The sequence below is a fragment of the Pseudomonadota bacterium genome, from assembly GCA_016195085.1.
Taxonomy (GTDB): Bacteria; Pseudomonadota; Alphaproteobacteria; order SHVZ01; family SHVZ01; genus JACQAG01.
This window is the reverse complement of sequence record JACQAG010000055.1, coordinates 82,726-96,313: the sequence shown is the minus strand read 5'-3', so window position 1 is coordinate 96,313 and position 13,588 is coordinate 82,726. Positions and strand designations below refer to the sequence as shown.

At 65.9% G+C, this 13,588-nt stretch carries 17 protein-coding genes; 16 read left to right on the top strand and 1 reads right to left on the bottom strand.

Annotation, left to right across the window (positions count from 1 at the left end; genetic code table 11):
• Positions 1-18 precede the first annotated feature (18 nt).
• The 8 genes from HY058_16495 (at position 19) to HY058_16460 (ending at position 6,642) form a co-directional block, all read left to right on the top strand.
• Positions 19-468: a hypothetical protein gene (locus HY058_16495; GenBank protein ID MBI3498899.1), complete on the top strand. Its 450-nt coding sequence runs from the start codon at positions 19-21 to the stop codon at positions 466-468.
• A 111-nt stretch (positions 469-579) separates the two neighbouring features.
• Positions 580-840 (top strand): twin-arginine translocase TatA/TatE family subunit, encoded by a 261-nt coding sequence (locus HY058_16490; protein ID MBI3498898.1) that lies wholly within the window; start codon positions 580-582, stop codon positions 838-840.
• A 42-nt stretch (positions 841-882) separates the two neighbouring features.
• Positions 883-1,401 carry a twin-arginine translocase subunit TatB gene (gene tatB, locus HY058_16485; protein ID MBI3498897.1) on the top strand — a complete coding sequence of 173 codons (519 nt, stop codon included), beginning with the start codon at positions 883-885 and terminating at the stop codon, positions 1,399-1,401.
• A gap of 219 nt (positions 1,402-1,620) precedes the next feature.
• Positions 1,621-2,451, top strand: coding sequence for a twin-arginine translocase subunit TatC (gene tatC, locus HY058_16480; protein MBI3498896.1), 831 nt, complete (start codon positions 1,621-1,623; stop codon positions 2,449-2,451).
• 86 nt (positions 2,452-2,537) lie between these two features.
• On the top strand, positions 2,538-3,815 hold the full coding sequence (gene serS / locus HY058_16475; GenBank protein MBI3498895.1) for a serine--tRNA ligase: 1,278 nt from the start codon (positions 2,538-2,540) through the stop codon (positions 3,813-3,815).
• Complete coding sequence (gene surE, locus HY058_16470; protein MBI3498894.1) at positions 3,808-4,590, top strand: 5'/3'-nucleotidase SurE; 783 nt, start codon at positions 3,808-3,810, stop codon at positions 4,588-4,590. The genes serS and surE overlap by 8 nt, the downstream gene beginning before the upstream one ends.
• Positions 4,587-5,255, top strand: coding sequence for a protein-L-isoaspartate(D-aspartate) O-methyltransferase (locus HY058_16465; protein ID MBI3498893.1), 669 nt, complete (start codon positions 4,587-4,589; stop codon positions 5,253-5,255). The genes surE and HY058_16465 overlap by 4 nt, the downstream gene beginning before the upstream one ends.
• A 91-nt stretch (positions 5,256-5,346) precedes the next feature.
• Positions 5,347-6,642 carry a peptidoglycan DD-metalloendopeptidase family protein gene (locus HY058_16460; GenBank protein ID MBI3498892.1) on the top strand — a complete coding sequence of 432 codons (1,296 nt, stop codon included), beginning with the start codon at positions 5,347-5,349 and terminating at the stop codon, positions 6,640-6,642.
• Between the two features lie 119 nt (positions 6,643-6,761).
• Here the strand turns inward: HY058_16460 and HY058_16455 are convergent, their stop codons facing one another.
• Positions 6,762-7,619, bottom strand: coding sequence for an ATP-binding protein (locus tag HY058_16455; protein MBI3498891.1), 858 nt, complete (start codon positions 7,617-7,619; stop codon positions 6,762-6,764).
• 161 nt (positions 7,620-7,780) lie between these two features.
• On the opposite strand from HY058_16455, the gene yajC reads away from it, so the two are divergent.
• From yajC to HY058_16415, 8 genes are all read left to right on the top strand, one after another.
• Positions 7,781-8,158 (top strand): preprotein translocase subunit YajC, encoded by a 378-nt coding sequence (gene yajC / locus HY058_16450; protein ID MBI3498890.1) that lies wholly within the window; start codon positions 7,781-7,783, stop codon positions 8,156-8,158.
• 6 nt (positions 8,159-8,164) lie between these two features.
• A complete protein-coding gene (gene secD, locus HY058_16445) occupies positions 8,165-9,739 on the top strand; it encodes a protein translocase subunit SecD (GenBank protein MBI3498889.1) in 1,575 nt (524 codons plus the stop codon).
• A gap of 50 nt (positions 9,740-9,789) precedes the next feature.
• Positions 9,790-10,692, top strand: a complete 903-nt coding sequence (gene secF, locus HY058_16440) for a protein translocase subunit SecF (protein MBI3498888.1) — start codon at positions 9,790-9,792, stop codon at positions 10,690-10,692.
• A 15-nt stretch (positions 10,693-10,707) separates the two neighbouring features.
• Positions 10,708-11,082 carry an Mth938-like domain-containing protein gene (locus HY058_16435; GenBank protein MBI3498887.1) on the top strand — a complete coding sequence of 125 codons (375 nt, stop codon included), beginning with the start codon at positions 10,708-10,710 and terminating at the stop codon, positions 11,080-11,082.
• Positions 11,082-11,918 carry a glycosyltransferase family 2 protein gene (locus HY058_16430; GenBank protein ID MBI3498886.1) on the top strand — a complete coding sequence of 279 codons (837 nt, stop codon included), beginning with the start codon at positions 11,082-11,084 and terminating at the stop codon, positions 11,916-11,918. Before HY058_16435 ends, HY058_16430 begins: the two co-directional genes overlap by 1 nt.
• Before the next feature lie 69 nt (positions 11,919-11,987).
• Positions 11,988-12,395, top strand: a complete 408-nt coding sequence (locus HY058_16425; GenBank protein MBI3498885.1) for a GFA family protein — start codon at positions 11,988-11,990, stop codon at positions 12,393-12,395.
• Between the two features lie 187 nt (positions 12,396-12,582).
• Positions 12,583-13,056 (top strand): GNAT family N-acetyltransferase, encoded by a 474-nt coding sequence (locus HY058_16420; protein MBI3498884.1) that lies wholly within the window; start codon positions 12,583-12,585, stop codon positions 13,054-13,056.
• Between the two features lie 107 nt (positions 13,057-13,163).
• Complete coding sequence (locus tag HY058_16415) at positions 13,164-13,520, top strand: hypothetical protein (GenBank protein ID MBI3498883.1); 357 nt, start codon at positions 13,164-13,166, stop codon at positions 13,518-13,520.
• Positions 13,521-13,588: the final 68 nt, after the last annotated feature.

The window sequence follows — 13,588 nt, the reverse complement described above, 5'->3', positions numbered from 1 at the left end:
GAGGCCCATCTAAGCGCCATGTCCACAAAGAGGCTGAATTGGCAGCGGACGATCATCGCTGCCCTGGTTTGCGCAGGCATGCCGGCGGCGGCCCAGCAGGCACCGTCAGGGGCCTCGCGGATCGCCATTACTCCCAATGATTGCAGCAACATCCAGGTCTACAAGACGCCCCCGGGGGTCAAGTATCAGCCCGGTGTGGATGCCCAGGGACGCGCGGTCGCCCCGGCCGATCTTGGGAACCGCCGGCGGATCGAGGTGCCGAAGGATTTTGCGATCGAGATCACGCGCACGCTTCCCGGAGTTGCCGGCGGATCCAGCGCCAAAACGACCAAGACCCCGGCCTTCGACGCCAAGGCCTATCTTGGCTATGTCACGGTGAAGGACGGGCGGGCCTATTACAACGGCCAGCCCCTGGGCGATCCGGAGGCGCGTGCCATTGCGGAGGCCTGTGCGGCCCAGATGAAGTAGGCGCCGCAGTCCTAGCGGCTTCATCCCGCAAGGAATTGCAGGCCTTAAGACAGAACTTTGTGTTTGCCGCGGAAACCATTAAAAAGAAGCGGCATTGTCGGGAGTGGTGCAATGGGTAGCTTCAGCATTTGGCATTGGCTCATCGTTCTCGCTGTCGTCCTCATCCTATTCGGTGGCGGCGGCAAGATCTCGAAGCTGATGGGCGACTTCGGCAAGGGTTTGAAGGCCTTCAAGCGCGGGCTGGCCGAGGAGGGTGAGGCGCAGGCCGGACAGCCGGCGACCGCCATCAAGGCGGACGCGATGGGCCCGACCCAGCCGCACGACGCGGCGGCGCCGACCCATCCGCGGACGGACCAGCCGGCTCGCTCCTAACGCCGATCCGGCTGTCGGCGCCGGAGGTACCGCGCTCGCCCCATGTTCGACATCAGCTGGAACGAGCTCCTGGTGATCGCCGCGGTGGCGCTCGTGGTCATCGGGCCGAAGGACTTGCCGAAAGTCCTGCGTGCGCTCACCCAATGGATCCGCAAGGCCCGCGAGCTGGCGGCGGATTTTCAGCGCAACGTCGACGAGATGATGCGCGAGGCCGAGCTAAGCGACCTCAAAAACCAGATTGAAAAGGCGACCTCGGGAGTGGTCGAGGACGTGAAGCAGTCGGTCGATCCCGGCGGCGAGATGCAGAAGGCATTCGAAGCCCCTCCGGACTTGACCGAGCCGCCATCGGCGCTCTCTCCGCCCGCTCCCGAATTTTCGGCGGAGGCGGCGGCGAGCGAGACATTGGCGCCGCTGGCCTCGCCAAGCGCTTCGGTCGAGGTCGCCCCGCCGACGCCAAGCCCGGCCGCCCTCGAGCCGGCGGAGCCGGTCGGTGCTCCCGCACCCGGCCCGAACCCGGCCATCGCCAGCGAGCCGGCCCCGCCCGCCAAGGCCGCGTCATAGAACGATGGCAGAGATGGCTGTTAGGCTTGGAGTTGGTGGTCTTGAAAAAGCCGTCCGCGGATGCGCGAACGCTAGCCCAATCCGCCATGCCCGGACTTGGTCCGAGCATCCACGTCTTCGATTGTGCGACGGTACGACGTGGATGCGCGGGTCAAGCCCGCGCATGACGACTTTGTTGGACGTGCTGCCAGGCTGTGATTCTTGGATTGGTTATCCGTAATGTCAGGCGACGCCGACGACACGCGCATGCCGCTGATGGACCACCTGATTGAGCTGCGCTCGCGGTTGATCAAGTCGTTCATCGCCTTCATCATCGCGTTTCTGCTCTGCTATGCGGTGTCCCGGCATATCTTCGCCTTCCTGGTCGAGCCGCTCTCCCATCTGCTGGAAGGACAGAATCGGCGGCTGATCTACACGGCGCTCTACGAGGCGTTCTTCACCTACATCAAGGTGTCGATGTTCGCCGCCGCCTTCATCTCGTTTCCGATCGTGGCAACCCAGCTCTGGATGTTCATCGCGCCCGGGCTCTACAAGCACGAGAGGAAGGCGTTCCTGCCGTTCCTGGTGGCCACACCGGTCCTGTTCTTCAGCGGTGGCGCCTTGGTCTACTACGTGATCTTTCCGCTCGCCTGGAAGTTCTTCCTCTCCTTCGAGACTCCAGGCGGGCCGGACGAGCTGCCGATCCAGCTCGAGGCCAAGGTCGACCAGTACCTCTCGCTGGTCATGCACCTCATCTTCGCTTTCGGCATCGCCTTCCAATTGCCGGTGCTGCTGGCGCTGTTGGCGCGGGCCGGCATGGTCTCGGCCGAGCAGCTCTCAAGCAAGCGGCGCTATGCGATCGTGCTCTCCTTCGTCGCCGCCGCGGTGCTGACGCCGCCCGATGTCATCAGCCAGGTGGCGCTCGCGGTGCCGATCATCATCCTCTACGAGATCTCCATCGTAATCGCCCGCATGATCGAGAAAGACCGGGCCAAGCGCGAAGCCGAGCAGGAACGGCTGGAGCGGGAAGAGGAGGCGGCTGCCGCCGGCAAGACGGGCGCCGCCGAGTAGCCGGGCTTCGCCCGCTGATTGTGAACGATGCTGGACGCTCGCCTGCCATGCCCGTATAAACGGGCGCCCTCACCGGATAGCGATTCATGATCGATCTCAAGGCAGTGCGTGACGATCCCGCCGGGTTCGACGGTGCCTGCATGCGCCGCGGCCTGGAGCCGCAATCGGCGCGCATCCTGGAGCTGGATCAGCGGCGCCGGCAAGTGCAGACCGAGCTGCAAGGCCTGCAGGCGCGCCGCAACGAGGCATCGAAGGAGGTCGGGCGCCTCAAGCGCGAAGGCGGTGATGCCGACGCGCTCATGGCCGAGGTCGCCCGGCTGAAGGAGCGTGTGCCCGAGCTGGAAGCCGCCGACAAGGTGCTGGCGGCCGAGCTCGAAGGCATCCTGGAATCCCTACCGAACCTGCCCGCCGCCGATGTGCCGGACGGCAAGGATGAGAGCCAGAACCGGGAATTGCGCCGGATCGGCGAGCCGAAGCGGCGTAACTTCAAGGCGCAGGAGCATTTCGAGCTGGGCGAGGCCCTCGGTCTCATGGACTTCGAGGCGGCGGCCAAGCTCTCCGGTGCCCGCTTCGTCGTGCTGAAGGGCGCCTTTGCCCGCATGGAACGCGCGCTCGCCGCCTTCATGCTCGATATCCACACCAGCGAGTTCGGCTATCAGGAGATCCAGCCGCCGCTCCTGGTGCGCGATCACGTGCTCTACGGCACCGGCCAACTGCCGAAATTCGCCGAAGACCAGTTCCGAACCACCGACGGCTACTGGCTGATCCCGACCGCCGAGGTGCCGCTTACCAACTTGGCGGCTGACAGCATCCTCGAGGAGGGCGAGCTGCCGCGGCGCTTCACGGCGTTCACGCCCTGCTTCCGCTCGGAGGCTGGTGCTGCCGGCAAGGACACCCGCGGCATGCTGCGCCAGCATCAGTTCAACAAGGTCGAGCTGGTCTCGATCGCGCATCCCGACCGCTCCGAAGCCGAACATGAGCGCATGACCAACGCAGCGGAGACGGTGTTGCAACGGCTCGAGCTGCCCTATCGGGTGGTGGTGCTGTGCACCGGCGACATGGGCTTTGCCGCACGCAAGACTTACGACATCGAGGTCTGGCTCCCCGGGCAGGAGCGCTTTCGCGAGATCTCGAGCTGCTCGAACTGCGGCGATTTCCAGGCACGGCGCATGAAAGCGCGCTTCCGTCCCACCGGCGAGAAGCAGACCCGCCTGGTGCATACGCTGAATGGCTCCGGCTTGGCCATCGGGCGCACCCTCATCGCCATTCTGGAGAACTATCAGCGTGAAGACGGCAGCATCGAGATTCCAAAAGCGCTCAGACCCTATCTCGGCGGGCTCGAGGCGATCAAAGCCCGTGGCTAAGTTTCCGATCGACTGGTCGAAGGCTCGCATTCTCGTCAGCAACGACGACGGCATTTACGCCCCCGGTCTCAAGGTCTTGGAGCGGATCGCGCGCAGTCTGACCAAAGACGTATGGACGGTGGCGCCTGAGCAGGAGCAGTCCGGCGCCGGGCATTCTTTGACCTTGCGTCAGCCGCTGCGCATGCGCAGGGTCTCTGCTCGGCGATTCGCGGTCGATGGGACGCCGACCGACTGCGTGCTGCTGGCGATCAACCATCTGCTCAAGGATCATCGGCCGACCTTGGTCCTGTCCGGGGTCAATCGCGGCGCCAATATGGGCGAGGACGTGACCTACTCCGGCACCATCGCCGCGGCGATGGAGGCAACCCTGCTCGGCGTTCCCGCGGTCGCCTTGAGTCTCGGTGTGGCTTGGAACAAGCATCCCCATTGGGCGACCGCGGAGCATTTCGCCCCGAAGCTCATCCGCAAGCTCGCCAAGGCGGGCTGGCCTGACGGCGTCCTGATCAACATCAACTTTCCCAATTTGCCGGTGGCGGAAGTGCGCGGCGTCACGCTTGCCCGGCAGGGGCGGCGGAAGCTCGGCGACAGTTTGGTGCAGAGCACCGATCCACGCGGGCGGCTCTATTGGTGGATCGGCGATGCTCGCACCGAAGACGAAGCGCTGCGCGGCACCGATCTTTGGGTCCTTCGCCAGGGGCGCATCGCGATGACGCCGATCGACCTCAACTTGACCGATGAGCCGACCTTGAAGCGGCTGCAGCCGCTGTTCAAGTGACGCAAGCGGCGCGCAAGATCCGACTCATCCTCGAGCTTCGTCGCGCCGGCATCACCGACACGCGCGTGCTGGCGGCGATCGAGCGGGTGCCGCGCGAGAGCTTCGTGCCCTCGACCTTCACCGACCAGGCCTATGAGAATACCGCGCTCCCCATCGGCCATGGCCAGACCATCAGCCAGCCCCTGGTGGTGGCGCTGATGACCCAGGTGCTCGATGCCGGCGAGCGCATGAAGGTGCTCGAGATCGGTACCGGCTCGGGCTATCAGACCGCCGTCTTGTGCCAGCTCGCCAGGCGCGCCTACTCGATCGAGCGGCACCGGGATCTGGCGGGCGAAGCCGAGCGGCGCCTCTATCAGCTGGGCTACAGCAACTTCACCGTCAAGGTCGGCGACGGCAGCAAAGGCTGGCAGGAGCAGGCGCCGTTCGAGCGAATCATCGTCACCGCCGCCGCCGCAGAGGTGCCGGAAACCCTCGCCGACCAGCTCGCGATCGGCGGCATCATGGTGCTGCCGATCGGCGAGCGCGCCAGCGACCAATGGCTCTTGCGCGTGCGCCGGGAGGCCACGGGTTTTGCCGAGGAGCGGCTGTCGCAGGCACGCTTCGTCCCGCTCGTCGTCGGCATGCCCGAGGACACGCAAACCGCCGCCGACGACTCCGCAGCTTGAGCGGCAGCGCTTTGCTCCGTATTTTGATGCGGCCATGAGTCGCAGCCTCACCAAATCCATTCGCGGTCGTGGCGCCATCATCGCGATGGCGATGCTGGCGCTGGCCGCCTGCGTTTCGAGCCAAGGTCCGCCGGCACCGACCGGCGCGCCGGTCGTCGCCAGCGCACCTCCCGCCTCACAACAAGCAGCGACCCAATCTTCTGGCAACCTCATCGTCCGTCCCGGCGACACTCTCTATCGCATCGCCCAGCGCGAGGGCGTGCCGGCCCGCGCGCTCATCGATGCGAATGGGCTCACACCTCCCTATGTGCTGCAGCCGGGCCGGGCGCTGCGCCGGCCAGAGCAGCGTTTCTACACGGTGCAGCCCGGTGACACGCTGACGCTGATCGCCAGGCGGTTCGGCGTCGACATGAGCACGCTCGTGCAGGTGAATGGTCTGACGCGGCCCTTTGCCATCCAATCGGGCCAGAAGCTGGCGCTGCCGGCGCCGGTCGAGGGCGCGCCGCAGCAGGCAGCTCAGCCCGGCGCTCGTCCCATGCCGGAGCAGCGGGCGCTGGCGGTGATGGCGCCGTCGATCCCGCCGGCGGCGGCCGGCCCGGTGTCGAATGCGACCGAATCCGCTGCCCCCAAGACCGGCATCGAGGCGGTGGCGCTGGCGCCGCCTGCGGGAGCCCCCCCTCCAGGAGCAATGCCGTCTGCACTGCCGGAGAAGAGCCAGGCGACGCCGGCCGCCGCGGTGATGCCGACCGTGCCGCTGCTGGCGCCGACGGCGCCCAGCGCCACGCCCCACGCACCGGCTGTGAGCCAAGCGGGGGCGGGGGCCACCGAGGAGCCGGTTTCGAGCGCGGGCACCGCAGCCAAGCCAGGCCGGAGCGGGGCCGCGACCCCGGAGGTTGCCGCCCTGTCAGGGCCGACGCGGCGCATCGCCCGTGGGCCCGTCCCGGAGCCGCCGCCCCGCGGTGGCCGCGCCTTTCTGTGGCCGGTCAGGGGCACCGTCCTGTCGAATTTCGGACCGCAGCCGGGCGGCTTGCACAATGACGGCATGAACATCGCGGCCCCCGCCGGCACGTCGGTGCGCGCCGCCGACAACGGCGTCGTCGCCTATGCCGGCAACGAGCTCAGGGGCTTCGGCAATCTGCTGTTGATCAAGCATGCCGGCGGCTGGGTCAGCGCCTATGCGCATAACGACAAGCTGCTGGTGCATCGGGGTGAGGAAGTGAAGCGCGGGCAGGTCATCGCCCGGGTGGGATCCACCGGCAGCGTCACCCAGCCGCAGGTGCATTTTCAGCTTCGCCGCGGCCAGCACGCGGTCGATCCCCGGCCCTATCTGGAGCAAGGCCAGGCGCTCGACCTGGCGGCGGGAGCAAAGTCGCCGGGCTCAGGATGATCTCCGCGAAAACCCTCACCCTCCCATCGCTTGCGCGACGGGCGCCTCCCTCTCTCGTGATGCGGGCGAATGTCATTCGACTCACTCTCCCGCATCGCGGGAGAGGGTCGGGGTGAGAGTCAATCCAGCCGTCGGCCTAACCGCCCAGCTAGATCCTGGATGAATTGCCAGGCAACGCGGCCCGAGCGGGCACCCCTGGTGACCGACCATTCATTGGCCTGGTGCCGCAGCTCGTCGACCGGCAGCATCAATCCATAAGCCTCGGCATAGCCCTCGACCATCGCCCAGTAGGTATCCTGGTCGCAGGAATGGAAGCCGAGCCAAAGGCCGAACCGGTCCGACAAGGACACCTTCTCCTCCACCGCCTCGCCCGGGTTGATCGCTGTCGAGCGCTCGTTGTCGATCATGTCGCGGGGCATCAGATGCCGCCGGTTGGACGTGGCGTAGAGCAGCACATTGTCCGGCCGCCCCTCGATACCGCCTTCGAGCACCGCCTTCAGGGATTTGTAGCTGGCATCGCTGCCGTCGAAGGAGAGATCGTCGCAGAACAGGAGAAAACGGGCGCTGCTCTGCCTGAGCGTCGCCAGCAGCGCCGGCAGCGAGGGGATGTCTTCGCGATGGATCTCAACCAGGCGCAGCGATCGGGGCTGGGACTGGTTGATCTCGGCATGGACCGCCTTCACCAGCGAGCTCTTGCCCATGCCACGCGCACCCCAAAGGAGCGCGTTGTTCGCCGGCAAGCCCAGGGCGAAGCGCTCGGTGTTGTCGAGCAGGATCTGGCGCTGCCGGTCGATGCCGCGGAGCAGCCTGAGCTCCACCCGGTTGACCTTGTCGATGGGTTGCAGCCGCTCGCTCTCGGCGTGCCAGACGAAGCTATCGGCGCTATCGAGGTCGACCGGCTTCGGCGAGGGTGGGGCCAGGCGGTCGAGGGCGGCGGCGATGCGCTGGAGGAGGGCGGTCGTCTCGGGCTCTTTCATGGCATCCATCGGGCGAAAAGCGGCGGACCTTAGCAGGTCGCGGGCCCCCTCGCGATGGTTGTGGTGGGCCCGCTCCAAGGCCCCGCCGGCGCCGTTGCAATCCCCGGCGGGGCCGCTATAGTCCCCCGCGGTTTCAAGGACGGCGCAGGAGTGCCGATAACATGCTGATTTCTTCGGCCTATGCGCAGACCGGAGGGGGTCTGGGGGGCTTGGATTTCGTCCAGTTCCTCCCAATTGTATTGATCTTCGTCGTCTTCTACTTCCTGCTGATCCGCCCGCAGCAAAAGAAGCTGAAGACGCACAAGGACATGCTCCAGGCGCTCAGGCGGGGCGACCGGGTGGTGACCGGGGGCGGGATCGTCGGCACGATTACCAAGATCGTCGGCGACAACGAGGTCGCGGTGGAGATTGCCGAGGGCGTGCGCGTTCGCGTCATGCGCTCGACCATCACCGAGGTGCTCGCCAAGACCGAGCCGGTGAAGGCGGATGACCGCGAGGAAGAGGACGGCCAGCGCGGTAAATCCGGCGCCGGCGACTGAGGTCTGATGGTCCATTATCCGCAGTGGAAGGCTGTGCTGGTGCTGCTCGCCTGCTTGGCGGGCATGCTGTATGCGCTTCCGAACATGATCCCGAAATCGACCCTGGAGCAGCTTCCGCGCTGGTTGCCGGCGCGCCAGGTGAGCCTCGGGCTTGATCTGCGCGGCGGCTCGCATCTGCTGCTCGAGGTCGACGTCAATGCGGTCAGGACCGAGCGCCTGAACAGCATTCTCGATGGCGTGCGCACTGCCTTGCGCGCTGCCAAGGGCGGCTATGTCAATCTCGGCATCACCGGCGACGCCGTCACCTTCAAGCTGCGCGATCCGAGTGAGCGCGACACCCTGCTGTCGACCTTGCAGGGAGTCGACAACGAGGCCGCGGTGACGATGACGCCCGACGGCGATGGCGTCGTCCGGTTGAGCGAGCTGGCCGTGGCTGCGCGCAGAAAGGCGGCGGTCGAGCAGTCGATCGAGATCGTGCGCCGCCGCATCGATGAGACCGGCACGCGCGAGCCGACGATCATTCGCCAGGGCGAGGACCGCATCCTGGTGCAGCTGCCGGGCGTCGACGATCCCGAGCGCATGAAGGCGCTCTTGGGAAAGACCGCCAAGCTGGTCTTCCGGCTGGTCGATCTGCGCGCGACGCCTGTCGAGCTCACCAGCGGTCGCGCGCCGGCGGGATCGGAGATCCTCTTTGAGGAGTCCCGCCAGCCCGGACAGCCGCCGGTTCCGATGGCCATCCAACGCCGGGTGATCGTCAGCGGCGAGAACCTGGTGGACGCCCAGGCGACGTTCCAGAACGGCGAGCCGGTGGTGAGCTTCAAGTTCGACTCGATCGGCGCCAGGCGCTTCGGCGACACCACGGTCGAGAATGTGGGCAAGCCCTTCGCCATCGTGCTCGACAACAAGGTCATCAGCGCGCCGGTGGTCCGCGAGCCGATCCTGGGCGGCTCCGGGGTCATCTCCGGCAGCTTCTCGGTGCAGTCGGCCCAGGATCTGGCGCTGCTGCTCAGAGCCGGGGCCTTGCCGGCGCCCTTGACCGTGGTCGAGGAGCGCACCGTCGGTCCCGGATTGGGTGCGGACTCCATCGCCGCCGGCGTCAATGCCAGCATCTTGGGCGGCGTGCTCGTTGTCGGCTTCATGCTGGTGGCTTACGGGCTGTTCGGAATCTTCGCCAACATCGCCCTGTTCTTCAACATGGTGCTGATCGTGGCCCTGCTCTCGGCCTTGGGCGCCACGCTGACCTTGCCCGGGATTGCCGGCATGGTCTTGACCATGGGCATGGCGGTGGATGCGAATGTGCTGATCTATGAGCGCATGCGCGAGGAGATCCGCAACGGCCGCTCGGTGATCGCGGCCGTGGATGCCGGGTTCCAACGGGCGTTCGCGACCATCATCGACTCGAACTTGACCCACGTTATCGCCGGCGTGCTCCTGTTCGGGCTCGGCTCGGGCCCTATCCGCGGCTTTGCCGTGACCTTGGTGATCGGTATCGCAACCTCGATCTTCACCGCCATCATGGTGACGCGTCTGCTCATCGTGCGCTGGCTCATGTGGACCCGGCCGAAGGCCCTGCCAATCTGATGTGGTACAGACCGAAACCGCTGATCCCGCCCGGCACCCGCATCGACTTCATGGGGGGGCGCCGGGTCGGATTCGCCTTTTCCAGCGCGCTGACGCTGATGGCGATCTTCTTCTTCTTCCATCAGGGCCTCGCCTACGGCATCGACTTCAAGGGCGGCATCTTGATGGAGGTGCGGGCGCGCGAAGGTGTGGCCGATCTCGCCCTGATGCGCGACAAGCTGGGCGGCCTCGGCCTGGGCGAGCACGATCTGCAGGGCTTCGGCCAGCCGAGCGACGCAGCCATCCGCATCGCCCAGCAGCCGGGCGGCGAGGCGGCACAGCAGCGCGCCGTCGAGAAAGTGCGAACCGCGCTCGGCCCCGGCTTCGACTATCGGCGGGTGGAGTTTGTCGGCCCCAAGATCGGCGACGAGCTGGTCCGCGCCGGCATCATCGCCGCGGTGATGGCGCTCTTGGGGATCATGGCCTACATCTGGTTCCGCTTCGAATGGCAGTTCGCGCTAGGTGGTGCTGCGACCGTCTTCCACGACATGATCACCACCGTCGGGCTGTTCTCCTTCACCCAGATGCAGTTCGACCTGAACACGCTGGCCGCCATCCTGACGATCGCCGGCTATTCGCTCAACGATACCGTCGTGGTCTATGACCGCATCCGCGAGGATCTGCGCAAATACAAGAAGATGCCGCTGGTCGAGCTGTTCAATCTGGCGCTCAACGAGACGCTGTCGCGCACCGTGCTGACCAGCCTCACCACCATGCTGGCGCTGGTGGCGCTGGTGATGTTCGGCGGCGAGGTCATCTCCGGCTTCTCCATCGCCATGATCTGGGGCGTGATCGTCGGCACCTATTCGACCTGCTTCATCTCCGTGCCGCTGTTGCTCTACATGAACATGCGCCGTCAGGTGGAAGCCGACGACGTCCAGGGAAGCCCGGCCGGCGGCAAAACCGTTCCCTGAGGGACGAGGACGCCCTTGGACATCACCCCGCTCATCGCCGACGGTCGGCAGATCATCGAGGGGTATGGCGACGGTAAATTTCGCATCGCCGGAACCGTCCACAGGGGCTCGGTCGTGGTCCTGCCGAGCCGCACCATCGCCTGGCCGATCAAGGCGATCGCCGAGCTCGATCTCGACAGCCTGGCCCCCGTGCTCGTCGCCGAGCCGCCGGTCGAGGTGCTGCTCATCGGCTGCGGCCCCCGTCTGGTGCCGATGGCGCGGGCGCTGAGGCAAGCTTTGCGGGAGCGGGGCATCGGCGCCGATACCATGGATACCGGGGCCGCCTGCCGCACCTTCAACGTGCTGCTTTCCGAGGAGCGCCGGGTCGCCGCCGCATTGATCTCGGTGTAATGGCCGCAAGCCCGCTCCCGCTTTCGGCGCTCATCGTCGCGCGCAACGCTGCGGCTGAGCTCGGCGACTGTCTTTCCACCCTCGGCTTCGCCCGGGAGATCGTGGTCGTGCTCGACCGCACCACCGATGGCAGCCGTGCCATCGCCGAAGGGTTCGGGGCGAAGATCCTGGAAGGCGGTTGGCCGATCGAGGGCGATCGGCGCGAGGCGGGCATTGCCGCCTGCACCCAGGAATGGATCCTCGAGGTCGATGCCGATGAGCGGGTGACCGAGGCGCTGGCGCGCGAGATCGGCGGCGTGTTGCACGGGGCAGGGCCCGGCTACTTCCTCATCCCCTACGCCAATCACATCGGCGGCCGTCTCATCCGCCATGGCTGGGGCGCCTATAACGGCATCTCGATGAAGCCCGCCTTGTTCAGCCGCGGCGCCAAGCGCTGGGGACGCCAGCGCGTTCACCCAAAGATCGAGCTCACGGGCGAACGGCGGCGTCTCACCCAGCCGATGCTGCACTTCGTCGACCGCGATCTGCACGATACCTGGGACCGGCTCAACCGCTATTCGAGCCTGCAGGCAAGGCAGCTCCGCGCCGATGGCCGCATCGGAACCCTGGCGCCCAATCTCCGGCGCATGGTGACCCGCTTCTGGAAGTCCTATGTCGGCCGTCGCGGCTACCGCGAGGGCGTCTATGGTCTGGTCCTGGGCCTGTTCTCCGCGCTCTACCCGATCCTCTCCTATCTGAAGGCCCGCGCCGATGAAGACGCCGGCAAGCCCTTGGACTCGCGTGATGATTCCAAAGTTCGCAAGCGAACTGCGGAATCTGAGTCACACGAGTGTTGATTGATGAGTGTCCCGCCCCTGAAATTCGCGGACGAATTTCAGGGGCGGGACACTAGAGGAGCGTCACAGATGGCCGATCCGAAACCCGTCGCAACCGGTCATTGCCTCTGCGGCAAAATCCGCTACACCGTGAGTGGCCGCTTGCGCTCGGTCCTGATTTGCCATTGCAGTCAATGCCGCCGCTGGCACGGCCATGTCGGCGCCTATACGGCGGCGGCGGAAAACGATCTCACGATCGAGGGCGATGATGCGCTCGCCTGGTTCCGCTCCTCGGACAAGGCGCGGCGCGGCTTTTGCCGGAACTGCGGCTCGAGCCTCTTTTGGAAGCCCGACGGCAAGCCTTATATCGCGATCGCCGCCGGCACGTTGGATGCGCCGACCGGGCTCATCACCTCCGAGCACCTGTTCACCGAGTCGGCCGGCGACTATTACGCCATCGTCGACGGGGTGCAGCAGCTACCGGCGGGATTTGCGTAGGGGGTGTGCGCGCCTCTGACAGAATGTGAGATCTGATAAGGCAGCAACCAACGAGCGACGTGGAGATTGAAAGCACCGCTAACGCCGCAGCGCGTCGATGCCGACTATTCTCCGGTCGAGTTCGCGATCAGGGTTGGCCTGGGGCTCGAAATCGTTGCTGCCGGTTCGTGATGAGCCGAGATAATCCATGCGGGAGCATGATCAATTGGAAGTCCGAGAAATCACCTCCGACAAGGCGTCGGTCTGCAGGGAGATCCTGAGCGGGCTGCCTGAGTGGTTTGGCTGGCCCGGTGCTGTGGATGGCTACGTACGAAGCGTGCCGCAGTTGCCGATGCTGGGCTGCCAGGTCGCCGGCGGCACGGTCGGCTTTCTCTCGCTCAAGACCCACGCGACCTATTCCCTCGAAGTTTACGTATTGGGCGTGAAGCCGGAGTGGCACCGAAAGGGCGTCGGCCGAACGCTCATCGGAATGGCCGAGCGGCGGGCGCGGGACAACGGGCTAGGTTTCCTTTCCGTCAAGACCGTAGCCGATCTCGACCCGAGCCCGGACTATGCGCGCACTCGTAAATTCTACGCGGCGATGGGCTTTCTTCCGCTCGAAGCGTTCAAAACGCTGTTCAGGTCAGGCGATCCGTGCCTGTTAATGGTGAAACCGCTGTAAAAACCCCGCTTCATCGGGCGATCCGGCGATGCTTCGATGTGTCAGGGTCACCTTGACGATAGAATTCGTCAAGGTTACCTTGACACGCATCCGAAGTGGAGGCCGGCATGGCGATGGCAAGACGCAAGGACGTGTTGCATTGCTCCTTCTGCAGCAAGTCGAGCGACCGGATCAAGCAGCTCATCTCCGGGCCGGGCTGCTACATCTGCAACGAGTGCATCGCCGCCTGCAACCGCATCCTCAAGACAGCGGCGCGCCACCATCACCCTGACCTCGGGAGCTATGGCGAGATGGGCACGGAACAGCTACTCGGCGCGCTCCGCGGCGGGGAGAAGATGCTGGAAGCGGTGCGCGGCGCCTTGCAGGTAAAGGTCGAGATTCTGCGCGAGCGCGCGGTGAGCTGGGCTGATATCGGCTCTGCTCTCGGCATTTCCCGTCAAGCCGCGTGGGAGCGCTTCTCCTGACGGGGTGAGTTCGTCCGCGAGATTTGCGGGCAGGGGTGCGTCGAGCCGGTGTGGCGCGTCGAGCCCTG